9 protein-coding genes are annotated in these 19,586 nt (G+C 42.9%); 5 read left to right on the top strand and 4 right to left on the bottom strand.

Features of this window, described 5'->3' with window-relative positions:
* Positions 1-83 precede the first annotated feature (83 nt).
* On the bottom strand, positions 84-1,382 hold the full coding sequence (locus ABIC84_RS19725; protein WP_429264647.1) for a GH36-type glycosyl hydrolase domain-containing protein: 1,299 nt from the start codon (positions 1,380-1,382) through the stop codon (positions 84-86).
* 315 nt (positions 1,383-1,697) lie between these two features.
* Here ABIC84_RS19725 and ABIC84_RS19720 point away from each other — a divergent pair, with 315 nt between their 5' ends.
* The 4 genes from ABIC84_RS19720 to ABIC84_RS19705 all read left to right on the top strand — a co-directional run bounded on the left by ABIC84_RS19720 (position 1,698) and on the right by ABIC84_RS19705 (position 8,655).
* Entirely contained in the window at positions 1,698-2,432 is a 735-nt protein-coding gene (locus ABIC84_RS19720) for a GntR family transcriptional regulator (RefSeq protein ID WP_429264646.1), read from the top strand.
* Between the two features lie 71 nt (positions 2,433-2,503).
* A complete protein-coding gene (locus tag ABIC84_RS19715; protein ID WP_429264645.1) occupies positions 2,504-4,306 on the top strand; it encodes a class I mannose-6-phosphate isomerase in 1,803 nt (600 codons plus the stop codon).
* A 52-nt stretch (positions 4,307-4,358) separates the two neighbouring features.
* Positions 4,359-7,241: a glycoside hydrolase family 38 C-terminal domain-containing protein gene (locus ABIC84_RS19710; protein WP_429264644.1), complete on the top strand. Its 2,883-nt coding sequence runs from the start codon at positions 4,359-4,361 to the stop codon at positions 7,239-7,241.
* A gap of 7 nt (positions 7,242-7,248) precedes the next feature.
* A complete protein-coding gene (locus ABIC84_RS19705) occupies positions 7,249-8,655 on the top strand; it encodes a sugar porter family MFS transporter (RefSeq protein WP_429264643.1) in 1,407 nt (468 codons plus the stop codon).
* Positions 8,656-8,845: 190 nt separating this feature from the next.
* On the opposite strand, the gene ABIC84_RS19700 is transcribed toward ABIC84_RS19705, so the two are convergent.
* The 3 genes from ABIC84_RS19700 to ABIC84_RS19690 form a co-directional block, all read right to left on the bottom strand.
* The gene (locus ABIC84_RS19700) at positions 8,846-11,191 is read right to left on the bottom strand and encodes a beta-L-arabinofuranosidase domain-containing protein (protein WP_429264642.1); all 2,346 of its coding nucleotides are present in this window, start codon (positions 11,189-11,191) and stop codon (positions 8,846-8,848) included.
* Between the two features lie 284 nt (positions 11,192-11,475).
* A complete protein-coding gene (locus ABIC84_RS19695; RefSeq protein ID WP_429264641.1) occupies positions 11,476-13,170 on the bottom strand; it encodes a cellulase family glycosylhydrolase in 1,695 nt (564 codons plus the stop codon).
* An 847-nt stretch (positions 13,171-14,017) separates the two neighbouring features.
* Complete coding sequence (locus ABIC84_RS19690) at positions 14,018-15,601, bottom strand: GH39 family glycosyl hydrolase (protein ID WP_426585860.1); 1,584 nt, start codon at positions 15,599-15,601, stop codon at positions 14,018-14,020.
* A gap of 817 nt (positions 15,602-16,418) precedes the next feature.
* On the opposite strand from ABIC84_RS19690, the gene ABIC84_RS19685 reads away from it, so the two are divergent.
* The gene (locus ABIC84_RS19685) at positions 16,419-19,580 is read left to right on the top strand and encodes a SusC/RagA family TonB-linked outer membrane protein (protein WP_426585858.1); all 3,162 of its coding nucleotides are present in this window, start codon (positions 16,419-16,421) and stop codon (positions 19,578-19,580) included.
* Positions 19,581-19,586 lie beyond the last annotated feature (6 nt).

Raw genomic sequence — 19,586 nt, 5'->3', positions numbered from 1 at the left:
CGGATTGCCTTTATGGCATCATTTTTTTTCATGAATTTGGATTATAGTTTACTTTAGTTTATGTCAGCTTATTGGCTGGCAGGCTACCGGTTTTTAGCGGCCCATTGCCTTAGTGCCGTAATGGCATCATATAAAACACCTGCTTCACCCCTGAAATCGCCCGAACCTTTTGGTGCGCCGGATTGTACATCATACCATTCAAAAAAGCCCTTGTTGGCAAGCATCCTGTCGAGCATCGGTGATAACTCGGCGTAAGCTTCCTGCGGGCGACCATAGATAATGAGCGGTGCTATCATTCGTCCGCCAAACCATGTCCAGTCGCCGCCGTTTTGATAATTATAGGGTTTCATGTTTGGATACTGCTTTTCAGGATAAGGAGGGTACACTGTAATGCCGATAGTGGCATGCTTTTCTTTAGCCGCGGCTGCAAGCATTTGTTTGTTTATTTCTAAAACTTCGGCCGGAGTGTTAAACCCCGCTATGATAGCACATATAGATCCACCTGTGTATAAGATCTTTTTTTCATTAAAATCCGAAGAGAAAGGGCTGCCGTTAAGGTAGATATGCGGAATATATTTTTGAGCGGCAGCATCCCAAAGGTATTTACGAACATTGGCAGTGACTTTTGAGGCAACGGCCTTCCAATCAGTTTGGGCTTTATAGCCTCGAGGTGCCATTGCAAGGAAATCTTGAACTGCCTTCACAAACATGGCGTTATCATAAATATCCAAAGCCCATTTGGTTTTATCATTAATAGCCACGCCCCCGCCGTTTTCGGATTGCACATCGCCCCAATCAATAGTGGTGGCCCCGGTTATCAAACCATATTTTTCCGACCAGCGATCTTTATGCAGATAGGTCAGCGCCTCCTCCATTCGTTGCAAAATCGTTTTACCACCAATACACTCGTTTAAAATAGATTGGTCACCGGTAAAATCAATGTATTTTTTCACAGCCTGGATCAATGACGATTCCTGGTCGGTCTCTACCGTGTTTTTATGCGCTGCCCAACCCGGTAATAAGGATGAGTAGCGGTATTTATAACCTACACTGGCTTTAGCGCTGTCAACTACACCATCCACAATATCCCCGCCCTGGCCCTGGATGCGAAAAAACATCAATAGTTTGGTTTTTACTTCTTCTTTGGGATGTACTTTTAATGAGCCATTGATGAAAGTGTTGAAGTCGCGGATCCACACCTCGCTGTAGGATGTACCTGCAGAAAAACCGGATAGCAGTTTTAAAGCTTTCACCTGGACTGTATCAAGCCGGATATCGGCAAGAATTTTCCCTGCCAAAGCTTTGTTGGAGGACTGTTGCGCTCCGGCAATGCAAAAAACAAAGCAAGACAATGCCGTAGAAATGAGTAGACGTTTTTTCATGCAGGTAAATATGTAATCTAGGTTGCTGCCTTACCAGATAGAAATGGAGACAGATTGTTATAATATGTACAAACATAGTATCATAATATTATATTCCAAAGTTTTTCCAAAGTTTTTTTATTAACTATGATAAAAAATGAACAGAGGTCAGAAAATTACCTTAGTAAAGGAGACTGCTACTGAACCCCAAAACCGTATTATAAAAAAATTCAACCTTTTTCTGCTCCGTAGATGTTCCTCCTCCAAAAGTGATACCACTACATGCCGGCCCCTGCCGTTTTCCTGATAAATTATTACCTTGCCACTTAATTCATTATGAAAATTTCCATCGATCATAAAAGCGCCGTACCCTTACATATCCAGGCAGAGAACCTGCTAAGAGAGCTCATCCGCGAGCCTGAATATCAGGCCGGTAAATTATTGCCTAACGAGGTTGATCTTGCTAAAAAGTTAGCTATATCGCGCACCACTTTACGCCAGGCTATTAACAAACTGGTTTATGAAGAGCTGCTGGTGAGGAAAAAAAGGCTCGGAACCAAAGTGGCCCATACCAAAATGAGCTCCAAATCAATGAATTGGTTGAGCTTTACACAGGAGATGGAAGCCCGCAGCATCCCTATAAAAAATTACGAGCTTCATATTAGCTGGGTCTTTCCGGAAGATCATATAGCCAATTTTTTCGATATCAAAACAGATAAGAAAATTTTGAAAATGGAAAGGTTAAGGGGGAACGCCGAAGAAGCTTTTGTATATTTTATTTCGTATTTTCATCCACGGATCGGGCTTACGGGCGAAGAAGATTTCAAGAAACCACTTTACGAAATGCTTGAGAGTGAGCATTCTGTAGTTGCAGACCTATCAAAGGAAGAAATAAGCGCCAAGGCGGCCGATAAATTCATAGCAGGTAAACTGGAGATAGATCCGGGCAGTCCTGTTTTGATCAGGAAACGGTTTGTTTACGACCAGGGCGAACGGCTGATGGAGTATAACCTGGGCTATTATAAAGCCGAAAGCTTTGTTTATACGGTAGAAAGCAGGCGCAGTTCCTAAATTTATTTTTTTTGACTTATTTGAAATATAAACGAAATAAAATATGTTTGCACATTACAACATATTAATGCATGAATAAATCTATTTTATCGAACTCGGTTAATATCGAAACGATGAGGAACACCAAACAGTTTCTGCTTCCGGATCTGAAGAAAGCTGCGAAAAGGCAGGAGTATGACATTTACCCCACTTTCGACATTGCCGGGCCGATATATACCGGCTATAAAACTTTAGCCAATTGGATCATTACATGCAACCATGACATTGTTATAGATGGCTATTCGGGCGTATATTGGGATGTACTTATCTGCGGCCTAAACGATGAATTTGCTGCTTCAGACATCCAGGCTAATTGGATTAATGTAAATAAAGCATTAAAACCGGAAAGCATTATTCATGAAATAACCGCTAATTACGATGGTGGCGATGACCCGTTATTTGGTAAGCTATACGATGGAGAGCTGAGCGATTTTTTTGATGTCGAAAAACTCCAAAGTCTTAAACCCGAACCAAACAAATTAAACATATTGTATGGTGCGGGTGCCGCTTTTGCCGAATGGAAATGTACATTGCTATATATCGATGTTCCTAAAAATGAGATCCAGTTCCGGTCAAGGGCCAACACAATCTGCAACCTTGGCGAAAAGCTGCCTTCCGATCCCAAAAATCAATACAAACGTTTTTATTTTATAGATTGGCCGGTACTCAATAAGCATAAAAAACAGCTTTTGCCTGCGATAGATGCAATCATCGATGAGCAAAGGATCAATAAAATTTCGTGGACAACTGGCGATGCGTTAAGAAACGGACTTAAAACCATGTCCAGTCACATGTTTAGGGCCAGGCCATGGTTTGAGCCCGGGGTTTGGGGAGGCCAATGGATTAAAAACAACATCAATGGCTTGAACAAAGATGTTGTAAACTATGCCTGGTCATTTGAACTTATCGCCCCGGAGAACGGCATTCTGCTGCAAAGCGGCAACAATATGTTAGAGGTATCGTTGGATACCTTGCTGTTACTGGATAACGAAGCCATTTTAGGCAAAGCGGCAACCAGGTTTGGCGATGCCTTTCCTATCCGGTTTGATTTTTTGGATACTTTTGACGGTGGCAACCTTTCATTGCAATGCCACCCTTCTGTTGAATACATTAAAGATAACTTCGGCGAAGATTTTACGCAGGATGAAACTTATTATATCCTCGATGCAGAACCAGGCGCCGAAGTTTACCTTGGTTTCCGGGAAAACATCAATAAACAACAATTCAGGAGTGTTTTAGAGAACAGTTTTGAGCAAAACGAACCGGTAGAGATCAAAGACTACGTACAAACCTTCCCGGCAGCCAGGCACGACTTGTTCCTGATCCCAAATGGTACGGTACATTGTTCGGGCAAAAATAATATGGTACTGGAGATCAGCGCCACGCCGTACATCTTTACCTTTAAAATATACGACTGGCTCCGCCCCGACTTAAGCGGAAATCCACGAACACTGAATATCGACCGGGCCTTTGAAAACCTCAATTTCGAAAGAAAAGGTGATGTAGTGACCGAAACACTCATCTCCAAACAAACCACCTTAAAAAAAGGCCATAACTGGGAGATTATTAGCTTATCAACTCATCCTGAGCACTTTTACGCTATTGAGCGCTTTGAGTTTGATGCCGAGATAACTGAAGATACCAATAACCAATGCCATGTATTGAGCCTGGTTGAGGGCGAAAGCATTGCAGTGATCACTAACGGTCGTGAACAGGTTATTAATTATGCCGAAACCTTTATTATTCCGGCCGCGGTTAAAAGCTATACACTTAAAAATACGGGCAAAACAAGGGTTAAGGTTATCAAAGCTTTTGTTAAAGACGAATGTTGTTAATATATCTGCTTAAATCAAACTCAAAACGCATCCTCTTAAAACCTTCTAAGTTATGAATAAGATTTTCTCCATCCTGTCGGCATTCATTTTCATATGTGCATCAGCAATGGCGCAAACAGGTGGTAAGCATTTTAATGGAATCACCCTGCAACCAACAATTGCCTATGTCAATTACCAGGGCCAGTCCCGCAGAATGGCCCGGCTGCTATTTCATGAGGGTAAAAACTTCGCAGCCACAGAAGCCACCGTTTCCTTCAATGGCATAACCGATCATGTTATAATACCGGCCAGTAAAGAGGGCACTGATGTATTTGAGCTTCCGCTTCCCGGCCCGCCAATAACCTCGGCGGCGCAGGTTACTGTTACCTTAAATGCCGGCGGGCAAACCTATATGGCCCGCTGCATTGTTGAACCGGCCCGCAACAACTGGACCATGTATATCCTCCCTCACTCACATGTAGATATTGGTTACACCAACACACAGGCAAAGGTTTTGAAACTGCACATGGATAATATTGATGAAGCTATTGATCTGGCTAAAAAAACGGCCAACTACCCAGTGGAAGCCCGCTATAAATGGACAACAGAAGCCATTTGGGTAGTTGATAATTACCTGAAAGCGGCAGATGAAGCTAAAAAAGAGCGCTTTTGGGACGCGGTGAAAAAAGGATGGATCAATTTGGATGGCGCTTACGGTAATATCAATACCAGTATGACAGACTCCTACCAGTTGATGCAAATGTTCGCCAAATCACAAAAACTGGCTAAGACTCATGGGGTTGAGATCCATACCATGTTCCAGGGCGATGTGCCGGGCGCCAGTTGGGGCCTTGCTGCGCAAAGCGAACAAACCGGGATCAAATATTTTTTATCAGGCCCAAACGCATCCGACAGGATAGGCAACCTTGCCAAATGGCAGGATAAACCATTTTATTGGATTTCGCCATCGGGTAAACAAAAACTACTGTTCTGGCAATGCCAGCCTTACTCGATAGGCTATGCGTTAAAAGGAACCAGAATCCCTAATTTTTTTACTATAGACGATCCTAAACCTTTTTACACTGGTCACCCATCGGATAATTTTCTAAACCCGCACCTTTTCCAATATCTCGGCGGCCTTGAACAAAATAATTTTCCGTATAACATGTCGTTGTTAACCTGGGCTATGAGCGATAATGCCCCTATCGATCCTGAACTTCCCGATGCTGTTAAAGGCTGGAACGAGCATTTTGCCTCGCCAAAACTGGTGATCACCTCGGTAAAACAGTTTTTCCATGATTTTGAGAAACAATATCAAGACAAAATCCCGTCGTTCACCGGCGATTATACTGAGTACTGGACGGACGGCGTGTCGTCAGCCGCGAAAGAAACAGCCATCAGCCGCCAAACATCTGATAAGCTAAAACAGGCATCGGCCCTCTGGGCCATCCGTAATAAACGAGCCTACCCTGTTGATGATTTTGATGACACCTGGAAAAACCTGCTGCTTTACAATGAACACACCTGGGGCGCATATAATAGTGTTGACGCCCCCGAAGATGCAAAGGTTAAAAGCGAGTGGACTATTAAAAAAGGCTATTCACTAAGCGCCCAAAAGCAAACCGATTCGCTCAGCAATTTGGTATTGGCTGTAAAAACCGCAACAGCAAATAAGGTAGACGTTTACAACACCCTGTCATGGCCGCGTACCGATGTTGTTTATGTACCGGCCGGTTTAAGCAAAGCAGGCGACCTGGTTAAAGATGCAACAGGTAATGCTATCCCATCGCAACGTTTAAGTTCGGGCGAGCTGGCTTTGGTAGTCACCGGGGTGCCGGCGTTTGGTAAAAAAACTTACACTATTAACCGTGGTAAAGCTTTTGTAAACAGCAAAGCTATAATTTCGTTAAACGGGTTGGCTAACGGCATCTACACCGTCACAATTGACAGCAAAACCGGCGATATAAGTAAACTGGTAAAAACCGGGGGTAGTAAACAACAGGTATTGGTGGATAGCACCGGTTTTAACAAATACATTTATATGCCCGGCGATTCACTGCAGCGCCAGCAAACAAGTACCGACGCCATCATTAGCATTAAAGAAAATGGGCCATTGGTGGTGAGCCTTTTGGCTACCTCAAAAGCGCCTGGAGCCTATGGCTTAACCCGCGAAATCAGGCTGATTAACGGGCTTGATAAAATTGAGCTGATTAATACCATTGATAAGGAAAGTATTCGCACTAAAGAGAGCTTTCACTTCGCGTTTCCGTTTAGTGTTCCAGGCGCACAGGTACGTTATAGTATTCCGTGGGGAAGTGCTGCTGCCGAAGCCGACCAGCTCCCTAACGCTAATAAAAATTGGTTTACCATGCAGCGCTGGGTTGATGTTTCAAACGCGGCGTTCGGTATTACCTGGTCAAGTCCGGATGCGCCTTTGTTCGAGATAGGCAAGATCACAACTGCCGATTTGCTTGGTGGTTTGCATCATGCGCCGCAGTGGTTAACATTCACGGCGCAGTCGCCAAAGATTTATTCGTGGGTAATGAACAACTTATGGCACACCAATTTCCGGGCTGAGCAGGAAAAAGGGCTGGCCACGTTCCGTTATATCTTCCGTTCCCACACCTTAGGATACGATAGTTTTGATGCCAACCGGTTTGGCCTTAGCAATCATCAGCCATTAATAGTTTCCGCTTCGGATAATCAGGATGACGAACTGTTTTTTAATATCGGTGGTAAGCAGATCTACATAGAATCCTTAAAACCTGCCGATGATGGCAATGGCGTTATTGCGCAGATAGTGAGTACCGGCGATAGTGAAGTGAACATCACTCCGAAAGCAAAAGCGAAGATAAAGATCTGGAAAAGCAATCTGACCGAAGAAAAGGTGGCCGCGCTTGATAACAATTTTAAGATTCCGGTAAAAGGAATAATCACTGTACGCATCGAAAAATAAAATCGCCATGAAACAAAAACTATCACCGGACACCAAACCCTCCGTCTTGTTTTTAACTGCTGTAACCCTTATAGCTACCTTAGGCGGCCTGCTTTTTGGTTTTGATATGGCAGTTATTTCGGGTGTGCTCCCGTTTGTAAAAAGCCAATTCGCGTTATCGGCCGTTACCGAAGGCTGGTTCGTATCGTCGGCACTTATCGGGTGTATTATCGGTGTAGCTTTTTCGGGGGACTTGAGCGACCGGGTAGGGCGTAAAAAAATGCTGATGTTATCGGCGGTGCTTTTCTTGCTTTCTGCCGTGGGTTCGGCCTTGTCATCGGGCTTTACCTTGCTTATCTTAGCCCGAATGCTGGGCGGTATGGGTGTTGGCGTGGCGTCAATTGTGGCACCACTATACATATCAGAAATTGCCCCGGCACGGATACGCGGCCGTCTGGTAACTTTTTATCAACTGGCCATCACCGCTGGCATTCTTGTAGCTTACCTTACCAATGCCGGTTTGCTTAATTTTTCATTACACCATAAGAGCAATAGCTTAGGTACAATTATCGATCTGGTGACGATTAAAGAAGTTTGGCGCAGTATGCTTGGCCTGGGCGCCATCCCTGCCCTGCTGTTTTTTGTTGGCCTGTGCTTTGTACCCGAAAGCCCACGCTGGCTTATTCAAAACGGGAAAGCCGACGATGGCATTGCCATCCTCTCAAAAGTAACCGACTATGCATCGGCTCTAAAAGACGTGACACTGATAAAGAACAACCCAAGTCGCAACATAGGCACCTACCGCGAGATATTTGCACCAGCTATGCGTAAACCATTGCTAATTGGGTTGCTGCTGCCGCTGTTCTCTCAGTTCAGTGGTATTAATGCAGTTATTTATTACGGCCCGAGAATATTGAGCGATGCAGGCATCAATATAAGCAACGCCCTGCTTAGCCAGATCATATTTGGCATTGCTAACTTCGCTTTTACGCTAATAGCCATTTGGAAAGTTGATAAAATGGGGCGCAGACCGCTATATATAGCCGGCGCTTTAGGCGCCACGATTTGCCTTCTTTTTACCGGGGCTTGCTTTTATACAGGTGCTACAACCGGCCTTGCATTAGTTGTTAGCATCATCCTATTTTTAGCTTGTTTCGCGTTCTCGATAGGCCCGTTGAAATTCGTTATCGCATCCGAAATTTATCCAACAAGAATCCGAGGCCGAGCTTTAGGCTTAAGCATCATGACCATGTGGGTGGCGGATACAATTGTAGGGCAGCTAACCCCTATGTTTTTAAATTCAATCGGGCCGGCGGTCACCTTCTGGTTCTTTGCGGCGTGTTGTTTTTTTTCTTTAGTGATTGTGTATAAAATGGTTCCCGAAACCAAAGGAAAATCATTGGAAGAGGTTCAGGAAATCTGGGCTGGGCACTAATCTGAATTTGCATTCTGAAAGATCACCTCAAACTGCTGCTTATCATCCGTCTGAGGTTTATTCCCGGCAACAGGCTGGCAACTTTCTGAGTATCGCGGGCCGCTCCAAATCCTATTATTTAGGGCATTTACCATGTAACAGTGAACCACTCCTGTTATGGCAACAGGTTGGAACAGATTTAAACCCTCAATTATTTTAAAAGCCTTACTTCATAAACAGGTCCGGCCATTGCACCCTTATCCGCCTGGAATTTTATCCGGAGACTTTGGTCTGCGTTGTATTTCAAATCTGCCGGCAGATCATATTCCACGGTATAGAAAGTGTCACGTTTACCATCTTTTAAGTCGACTCTGACCAATTCCTGTTCATTGATAAGGACGGAGAACTTATGGTTCCTTTCAATTCCAAAATACGTGATACTAATTTTCTTTGCGGCTTTATTTTTATCGGTGAGCTTATAGCTGAATGAACCCGTTGCAGCCCTGAAGTGCCTGTTGAAATTAACGTCGGCAAACGAATTCTCTTTTTCCATGAAATGATCTGATTCGGGCTGTTGTTCGCCCGGAGTTACCATATCGATAGTATTAGCAGCCAATTTTGCTTCCTTCGCGTCCTCTTCCGCTAACTTAGCCTGCAATTCGTCAAAGCCCCTGGCCGATTCTTTTCGCCAGTACACTACATAACGGGCATCCTGGATCTTATAAAACGGCACCAACTTCAGGTTTCGGTATTTAACCGGGTATATTAGCCGCCTGGCAGTAAAGGACATCGGTTTATTTTTATCACCAATTATCATCAGGGCATCATTAGCAGAATCGCTTACAAAAGCCGGCATATCTGTAAGCTTATACAGGTTGCCCGTAGCAACATGGCCCATCCTGCTGTCATCGGCCTCACGGCCTTTTTGAGCAATTGTATCAATCACTGAAGCAAGTACGATCGGCCCATGCAGCACGGCTTCATAATTAGAGCCGTCAGGAAGTTTCTCCGTCGTCGTGTGCATCGGTAATTGGACGGTGATTATATCTCCTTTCCTCCATTTTCTTTTTAGCTGCACATATGATGACGGCTGTGCTGTAACTTGAACAAGCTGGCTATTGATGTTAATTGAAAGTGCACCAGTTTTTACCCATGAAGGATACCTGATATTTATCCCGTATACACTATTGCCAGTCTTCAAAATCTTCAGCGTTGTTGTTTCCTTGTCAGGGAACATGGTTTCCTGCTTAAGTTGCAAGCCCTTTTGCTTCCATATAAGCTGAGACGGAATAAACAGATTAACATATAGCTCGTTATCTGAATGGCTGTAGATCATTTCACCATACTTTGAATGATTTTCCATCCCGGAGCCAACGCAGCACCACATGCTTGTTTGTGGCTGCGAGTAAACCCTGTAATGCCCGGGCCGCATTGGAGTAAAGTAAACAAAACCTCCCTTGCCGGGCCGCTGGGTTGTAAGGATATGGTTATACAACGCCCGTTCGTAATAATCGATATAGGCAATATCCGGATCTGACATATACAGATCTTCGGTAAGTTTAAGCATGTTATAGGTATTGCATGTTTCGGGGCCTTCCACGCTGGAGATCATAGTAGAGAAATCTGCAGCAGGGTTAAAATGTTCCCTTACGCTATTGCCACCTGTTGCAACCGAACGATGGTGTACCACGGTTTCCCAAAAGAATGTCGCGGCATGATTGTAAGCGGTATCACCACTGTAATCAGCAATCCGCTTAAAACCAATCACTTTTGGGATCTGCGTATTTGCATGTAAGTTATCCAGTTTATCCTGGCCTTTTTCCAGCGGTTGAAGGAGAGCCTGGTGAGAGAAACTGTAGGCCGCGTCAAGGTATTTTTTTTTGCCGGTGATGCCGTATACATCTGCCAGTACCTCATTGACACCCCCATGCTCATTCCCAAGCAGTTGCTGCATTTGTAACTGGCTAAGTGCAGTACTGATATTGTAAAACCAGTCTGCCAGCTTGATCAGCATGACTTTTGCTGTTTGATTATTTTCATACAGCCATGCATCGCGCAGCCCGGCAAATACTTTATGAATATTATAGAAAGGCACCCATTTCTTATTGAAATCTGTAAAATCACCCTTCATCACCTGGGGCCAAAGTTCGCGGCTTCCAGGCACGCCTCCCAAATATCCGTCACCGTTTTTGTCCTGGCACAATTTAAGCTCATTGACCATGTAGTCAAGGCGCTGGCGTATGCGGTTATCACCTGTAGAAGCATACATCATAGCCAGGGCAGAAAGATAGTGGCCACCGATATGCCCATCCAGGCCCGAGTTTTCCCAGTTTGTATAACTTTTAGCTTTTTGTGGCAACCCCGCCTCCCTTCTAAAAGGTGCAAGCAGGCGGTCGGGCTGCAGGGCAAGCATATAGTTGAGGTCTGTCTGCTCCTGTTCTTTAAAAATCCCCGGTAATAGCCTGACATCATGTAGAGGGAAGCTTTTGACAACCTGCTTTTGTTGCGCCCACAGCAAAAATGGGCTAAGAATTAATAAAAAAGCGATGCGTCTCATAATTGGGTTTTCATCGGCAAGATACATCATTAAGTGTTAAAACAACAATAAAAAAAACAACATCATAAAAAAGCCCACCATTCTAAGAAGCTGTTTAAAAACGAATGGAAAGTTTTTGCAGGGATGCATCGCATGCATTTCCGGTCGGACTGGCCGATTTAAAGACTAAAAAGCAATCGACGAGAAACAAAAAGCCTTCAAATCGCTAAATCTGAAGGCTTTTTGTTTTTTGCCTTTTTACCTATCAATAGCCTAAAAAGGCCGTAATGGTTTTAACAGTTACATTATATTTTCACAAAGCCCCATTGCTGATTACGGCTTCCGGAATAAGTCCATTGCTCAACTGCGACGTCGTTATTAAGCGAAGCTCCGTTAACGTCCAATGCCTTTCCACTATTGGCATTGATGATTTTATAATATCCGTTGTCTGTTAGCTGAATGGACCATTTTTGATTTGCGCCGCCACTGTAATCCCATAACGCTACCTGTCCGCCGTTACCAGTGTTCCAGCCATAAACTTCCAGGCACTTTCCGGTAGCATGCATAGGTGTTAATCTATAGTAGCCACCTCCTGCATCTTCTACTTTAAATTGTTGGTTTGCACCTGATAAATAGTCCCATTGGTCGGCCTGGGTTTGATTTGCAGTGCCCCAGCCCGCAAATTCCAGGGCTTTAAAACTGTTTCTGCTGTAAATCTGGTAAACCTGCCCAACCTGAATCGATGAAGACGTATTGTTTTGCCCGCCCTGTATTACTGCGGCTAAACCTTGTTGATCGGCCGCTCCGTTAGTTTGCCTACTCATAAGCCTGAATGCATTATTACCTGTCGCGCCGTCATCAAAATAAAACGGACGCAAGCCATATTGTAATGCTTTATGGGTAACATAATTAAGATAATACGCCCTGCCTGCAAGATGCAATGTTAACGCATCTCCCGTCAGTGTTGTGGACCGGCGGATAGCTCCATATTCACCCAATATCACCGGAATGCCCTTGTCAATGAACTTAGACTTCATCAAAGGAAACTCTGCAACTGCATCCGACTCCTCACCATAGGTGGGATTCCTTGAAGCATCCGTTGTAGAATGGTAGCCATTGCCCCAATAATAGAACATGCTTCCCCAGCTTGCATCTGATGACAAACCGGCAAAATTAAAGGGAGTATAATAATGTACTTCAACCATCAGTCGATTGGATGCCGGATCTGTAGGCAAGGTATTCATTAAACTGTTGGTATTATCTATGTTAGTACCCGGCCCCTGGATAAGGAGCACCCTGTAACTGTTATGCCCCCCAGTTGACCGCACCGCATTGACAAACGTTTGGTGATAAGAAAGCAGTACCCCCATTCCCGTAGCATCAGATACTGCAGGTTCATTTGCGCTGGCAAAGATTACATGTTCGTCAAAGCCTCGCATTTGAGTAGCTATTTGTTCCCAAAAGGCTTTTTGTTTGGCATTAACTGCGGCCTGTGCGGCGGTGGTACAATTGTTCTCCAGCCACCCGCCATCCCAGTGTATGTTGAGTATTACGTACAAACCGTCGTTAACGCAGTATTGAACTACTTGTTGTACCCTGTTAAGCCAGCTTTGCTGAATTTGCCCGGTACTTTGGTCAGAATACTGATCCCATGCGCAAGGGATACGTACTGCAGTGAACCCGGCTTTTTTTACCTCATCAATAAGGGCCTGGGTTACCACAGGGTTACCCCAATATGTCTCGCCGCCTATTGCTTCAAGTGAATTACCGATGTTCCAGCCCAATTGAAACTTTGCTGCAAGCTGTGCGGCTGTGCTGGTTACTCCTGCTTGATCTGGCGCAAGAGGTGACGTATTGTAATTTGGATAACTGGTTATAGCCAATGTTTTAACTGGTTTGGAAACAGGCGGTTTAACAGCCGGGCTGGCAATTTGTTGCTTTTGGCACCGGGTAAACAATAAAATCGCGGCTACGCCGAAAAAATAGTTAAGTGTTCTCATATTTAAATATTAATTGGTTTATAGCAAAAAAAGAACAGTTAAACAGAGCCCATAAACAAACGTCGTTTTAGCGATTGTACTTCTGTTTCAAATCAGTGCAGGTTGTTTTTTGGTTAAAGCCACTCTTGCGCTATTGGTTTGGGAGCCAAATATATAGGCCGGCAAGGCCACAAAAGTGAATAAATAGGGTACTGAATGTTTAATTTAAAAGAAAATATGGTACAGGTGACTATAATCTTGAATACTATATGTACAACTCAAGATAAAATATAACGAAAATTATTATCAACTGAAATTAAGGCCTTACTGAAGTAATTTAAATAAAACCAATTCGTTTTACTCCTTTAAGTTGTAAATAATAGTAATTTAGTAATATTATTAATACCTCAACCTACTTTAAATGATTAGCAAAATAGAAAAAACAGCCGCGACCATGTCCGTGGGTTCGCCGCTACAAAATTTCGGGTTTTATACATCTCTTACTTTATTAATGGCAATGGTGATTTTTCAAATCAGGTATTCAACAAAAAAAAAGAAACCCTGAATATTATTTAAAGTACTCATAAGGATATTTATAAAATATCCGACCAGTAATAAATGTTGCTCAGCAGTTAGCCCAAGCAATTGCCAAATTCGATGCGGACAGGCTACGTTGTGAATTTTAACCGGTATATAAAACGAATAAATATACGTGCCGGCTTAATTGAGTTTCAAAAATAAAAATAACTGTTTAAGAGGCTTAGCTTTGCAAATTAAATAACAAACCATACCGGGAATACATCAGCAGGTGATACTTTTAAATGAGTATCACCCGCTGATGTATTAAAATGAGCTAACTGAAGGCTTACTAAAGCTTAACGATATTGATGAAAGCAACATCATTTTCCCTGACAGGAAGTTTCTTTAACACCTTACCTGATGCATTTACTGTAATATCCTCATGCCAGATGGCTGCACCATTATTTTCTTTTTTTAGCTTGTCAACTTGTGCTTTTGTCAATTGATCAGGTTTATTGAAAGACAGGTACGTTGTGTACGGATCATTTACTTTATATCCCGTCTTATAAATTTCCATTCGGTATTTACCGCTGGGCATACCGGATATTACCAATTCAACCTCTCCTTTTGATTTAGCGGGCAGATCGCGGACATAGTAAGCCTGGTTATTGACAGAATCAGGCAAAGTATAAGTGTAGTCCCAAAGCAACACCTGAACATCGCCGTTTTTATTTTTACAAGCCCAGGAGGAACTATCCTGATCTGCTATTTCCGTTTCGCCTAATTTGTTTAAAAAAGAATAGGCAAAAAACGCCGGCTTTTTTATCCCTTGAGTATTGAGTAAACCGAAACCTCCGTGGAATGGCGTAAACCGTGGTCCGGCCTCTTCAAAGATGTCAGTAAACGTCCAGTAAGACATGGAATTTGCTGCCGATCCGGTTTGTTTCAATTTTTCAAGTATATACGCAGCTTCGTGATAGCTATCGTGTATGGGATCTGACGGAGTATAAGATGAGCTCCATTCAGTATAATGTAATTCGAGGCCTGGAATTGTAGAATTTTCTATTTGCTTGCGTGAATTCCGAACATCACCGCTAACGCTTTCCTGGTTTTTGTCAAGTACGGTACCGGTTGAACCATACTCATCCAAAAAGCCTTGTTTTACACCATAAGCATGGGTACTTATAAAATCAATAGGAACTGAATTTTTGCTGCAAAAATCTATCATTTCAGGTACCCATGCCGCACCGGCAGTGGCCGGCCCTCCTACTTTATAGGCTGGATTTACACTTTTTATCGCCTTAGCGCTATATTGATACAATTTAAAATACTCTTCTTGCGAGCCAGTCCAAAAACCATCTTTGAGGTTCGGCTCATTCCAAACTTCAAAATACCATTTTTTAACTTCATCAATTCCGTACCGCTCGGTAAAATGCTGGGTAAGGTTACGGATCAAACCTTCCCATTTATTATAGTCTTTCGGGGGTGTTACATTTCCTCTCCACCAAAAAATTGTTTTATTACCACTTGCCAGCGCTCCCGGCATAAATCCCAGTTCAACAAACGGTTTCATGCCTATACTTAAAATATAATCATATAGGGCGTCAACGTATTGGTAATTATATTCTGGCTTACCATTCCTGTCTTCCCTGTAAACAGCCATATCATCTGTAAGCAGGCCATGCATCCTGATATATTTAAAACCACATTCTTTTTTTACAATAGCCAATTGTTGCTGCCAGTCGGCCCGCAAGCCTTCATTTGCGCGCCCTGCTCCTACACATAAATTAAAAGAGGTATTAAAACGTCCTTTTTCTTTTTTAAAATCGATGTTGATAACCCTTTTTGCTTGATTTGCTTTTTCCGGGCTGTTGCCCTGAGCAAAAACGTTACTAAAAAACAGGCTTCCTAAAATAATGGGTAAGATTTTCATATTTATTTTTATATCTCTGTTTACAAGACTTGTCTGATAATTATTACATGGGATACAATATTAGTACGCAGCGATAAACGAAGCCAAACAATATTTTATCAGAGGCGGCAAATTTATGTTGCACCACGCTCCTTATTGTTGGTAAATAGGGATACAAATGTTAATTTTCAAATGATGGAGTCTGCAATAACCCGCGCTGGCCTCCCCAACAGGTTTTAAAGTTGGTATTATTTTCGCATTTGTTAGCACTTTTCGGCGATTTTACCTTCAAATTTCAATGTCAATATCGTTCTTAAACGCCTCTCTTTTACTTTTTTTGAGAATATTGCTGGCTCTGCAACTGCGTTTTGCCACCATTTATTGATAAAAATAACTTTAATTTCCTTATAATCAATTAGTTAATTTCAATTAACATTTGTACCCCCATTTGTAAACAATCGATTGCGATTGGTCATCTAATTTCATCCTCCATAAAGCGGCATATCTTCTATACCGATACCGTAGTCTGATGCCTGAACAAAGGGACAGATGAGATAACCAATTTTATGAATAACCTAATTTAAACTAAGCATTATGCCAAAACGCGTACTTATTAATGCCTGTGCCTTTCACGAGGCAGCCCATTAAAAAAATCAATTCAGGATTTATTGTAAATATCCCGTCCGCATTACATCAGTATGCTTTCGTGTAAACATACCGATGCTGTCCCCGACTCCGGTTCCACAGCATCAAATGTGAATATGACAGGATAAATCAATGTCCGAAACCAATCAAATAAACAAACCAAATAACCAAACAATTATGAACCCCAATTAACATGGAAAAAGATTTACGAAAAAGATTAAGACATGTAGTACTGCTGTTTACAACTTTGTTGTTGCTAAACCTTACAGGTTACGCGCAAAGTGTTAAAATTACAGGTAAAATTACCAGTGCAGACAATAATCAGCCGCTGCCCGGTGTAACTATTAAAGTAAAGGATTCGCCAACGGGCACACTATCTGGTGCAGATGGCAGCTACAGTATCAATGCAAAAAACGGGGATGTGCTGATTTTTAGCTTTATAAGCTACAATTCCCAGCAAATATACGTAAGCTCATCTACCGTTATAAACGTAGCCCTCAAACCCGCAACCAGCGACCTGAACGAAGTTGTTGTAATTGGTTATGGCACCAGGAAAAGACATGACCTTACCGGGGCTATATCGTCAGTAACAGCGGCAGACCTGTTAAAAGCGCAACCTACCACATTTGACCAGGCTTTACAAGGAAGAGTAGCCGGTGTGGTTGTGCAGCAGGTGTCAGGCCAGCCCGGTGGTGACGTTAACGTGCAGATCCGCGGTTTGGGTGGTTTTACAGGTGCTCCTCCGCTATATGTAATCGATGGTGTGCAGATCCCACCGAATGGACAGTCGGCAATTGCAGGCAATGGCACCAACCCCTTATCCAGCATCAACCCTTCAGATATAGCTTCGATAGATGTGTTAAAAGATGCTTCAGCTACCGCTATTTATGGTTCGCAGGCATCTAACGGTGTAATTATTATTACCACTAAAAGAGGCGCCACAGGCCCACCGCTAATTAGTTATGACGGATACCAGGGCTGGCAAAAATTACCCAAGTATTATGATGTGATGGATTTAAGGCAGTACGCCACTTTCATGAATGAAAAATCGGCAATTATCGGTTATGATATGCGGCCGCAATTTGCTAATCCTCAATACCTGGGTGTTGGTACCAACTGGCAAAAAGCCCTGTTCCGCACTGCTCCTATGCAAAACCATAATTTAGCCATCAGCGGTGGTGATAACAGGACAAAATATTATATATCAGGCACCTATTTTTCCCAAACAGGGATAGCGTTAGGCTCAGATTTTAAAAGGACTTCGGTAAAAGCAAATATCGATAATAAAACCACCGATTGGTTGAAGGTTGGCATCAACTTGAATATGGCGCATGTGGCCGAGAATGTTACCACTTCCAATACAGGTGTGATTTTGCAAGCGCTTAATCAAACGCCCGATGTAGCTGTAAAAAACCCTGATGGTACATGGGGAGGTAATGATCCCAATATTTATGGTGCGGTGGGCACTAACCCATTTGCAATAGCAACTATTGTGAAAGATTTTAAAAGCCGCTACCAGCTATTCAGTAATGCTTATGCAGAAATCCAATTCACCAGAGATTTAACCTTGCGTAATGAGGTAGCAGGAAATTTCGACTTTGCAACGGAGGATTACTTTAATCCAAGTTATGTTATGGGTGCGTACACCAAAAGTAATAACAACGGTACTGCTTCAAGCGCGCAAAATTTCTATAACTCAATTTCGAATTATTTAACCTACCAGCACACATTTGCAAAAAAATACTGGGTAAACGTAGTGGCTGGCCATGAAGCCCAGTTGCTTAAAAATAGCGGCATATCGGCTACCCGAACCAATTTTGCAAGTAATAACGTACAAACAATCAGCAGCGGCGACGCCACAACTGCAACCAATACTGGTGTTAAGGGCCAGGGATCTTTGGAAGCCTACTTTGGCAGGGCTAACTTTACCTACGACGACCGTTATTTGTTAACCGCAACCGTCCGTCATGATGGTTCATCGAAATTTGCCGAAGCTAACCGGTGGAACACCACATATTCCGGTGCCCTTGCATGGAAAATTAACCACGAAAATTTTCTTAAAAGTGTAAAAGCGATCAATGATCTTAAGCTCAGGCTCGGCTACGGATTGGTAAACAATCAAAATATTGCTGAATATGCTTATGGTTCAACTTTAAGTACGATATCTACGGGCTTGTCAGGTAACTCGCAAATAGCTACAACAACCGGAAACCCAAACATCAAATGGGAAACTACAAAATCATATAACATTGGCCTGGATGCAAGCGTGTTAAATGGAAGAATCAGTTTATCCGGTGACGTTTATTACCGCAAAACCAATAACCTGTTGCTTAGCCTTACCCTGCCGTACTACTCGGGAACATTTGCCGCCGGCGGATATTCACCGGGTGCAGTGCAGGCTCCATATGTAAACGTTGGCGCGGTGAGCAATAAGGGGTTTGAGTTTTCACTTTCTACGCAAAACATCCGGTCAAAAGATTTTAACTGGACCACAAATATTAACTTTTCCCGAAATATCAACAAAGTGCTTGCTTTGGTTGACGGCACCCCTGCCATTTACGGTTCTGTTTCCAAAACTGTTGTTGGCCGTTCAATCGGCGAATTTTACGGGTATCAGGTACTGGGCATTTATAAAAATGCCGCAGATTTTGCAAAATACCCCGCTTTGCCCCAAAATGGCAGCGGCCCCATACCTATAACGCCCGGTTCTGGCGGTGTTTGGGTAGGTGATGTTATTTTTAAAGACATTAACGGCGATGGTAAAATTGACGCCAACGATCAAACCTTTTTGGGCTCTCCTATGCCTAAATTTCAATTTGGCATCAATAACAGTTTCAACTATAAAAATTTCGACCTGAATATTTTTATGGCCGGCAATTATGGCAATAAAGTTTATAACCAGTTAAAGGTAAACGGCGATAACCCTAATCAAAACTTTGGTTATTTCCCGTCTGTGTTCAACTATGCAAAAATCGGGTTGATTAATCCAACCGGTTCTACTTCGGATATCAACAATGTATTCATTACAAACCCTTCAACCAATATTGTAAGGATTAGCCAAAGCAGCGGTAATGATAACCAGCGTTTTTCCGACAAATACGTCGAAAACGGTTCGTTCTTAAAGTGCAAAAGCATCGCTTTAGGATATAGCTTTTCAAATAACCTTTTAAACAAAATCAAATTACGGTCACTAAGGGTATATGTCAACGTAACTAATGTGTTCACCATTACTAAATATACCGGCTACGATCCTGAGATTGGCTCATGGAACCCATTAGCAGCCGGTATTGATAATGGATATTACGCCCAGCCGCGTGTTTACACATTTGGCCTTAATCTATCCTTAAACAATTAAAATCAA

This window comes from Mucilaginibacter sp. 3215, from assembly GCF_050433785.1.
In the GTDB taxonomy this organism is placed as follows: Bacteria; Bacteroidota; Bacteroidia; order Sphingobacteriales; family Sphingobacteriaceae; genus Mucilaginibacter.
Note: the sequence above shows the minus strand (reverse complement) of the source record. Positions and strands in the feature narration are given on the sequence as shown.

Excerpts from the sequence above, each read along its gene's own strand:
- ABIC84_RS19725 (WP_429264647.1), bottom strand. The coding sequence starts at position 1,382 with ATGAAAAAACGTCTACTCATTTCTACGGCATTGTCTTGCTTTGTTTTT.
- ABIC84_RS19720 (WP_429264646.1), top strand. The coding sequence starts at position 1,698 with ATGAAAATTTCCATCGATCATAAAAGCGCCGTACCCTTACATATCCAG.
- ABIC84_RS19715 (WP_429264645.1), top strand. The coding sequence starts at position 2,504 with ATGAATAAATCTATTTTATCGAACTCGGTTAATATCGAAACGATGAGG.
- ABIC84_RS19710 (WP_429264644.1), top strand. The coding sequence starts at position 4,359 with ATGAATAAGATTTTCTCCATCCTGTCGGCATTCATTTTCATATGTGCA.
- ABIC84_RS19705 (WP_429264643.1), top strand. The coding sequence starts at position 7,249 with ATGAAACAAAAACTATCACCGGACACCAAACCCTCCGTCTTGTTTTTA.
- ABIC84_RS19700 (WP_429264642.1), bottom strand. The coding sequence starts at position 11,191 with ATGAGACGCATCGCTTTTTTATTAATTCTTAGCCCATTTTTGCTGTGG.
- ABIC84_RS19695 (WP_429264641.1), bottom strand. The coding sequence starts at position 13,170 with ATGAGAACACTTAACTATTTTTTCGGCGTAGCCGCGATTTTATTGTTT.
- ABIC84_RS19690 (WP_426585860.1), bottom strand. The coding sequence starts at position 15,601 with ATGAAAATCTTACCCATTATTTTAGGAAGCCTGTTTTTTAGTAACGTT.
- ABIC84_RS19685 (WP_426585858.1), top strand. The coding sequence starts at position 16,419 with ATGGAAAAAGATTTACGAAAAAGATTAAGACATGTAGTACTGCTGTTT.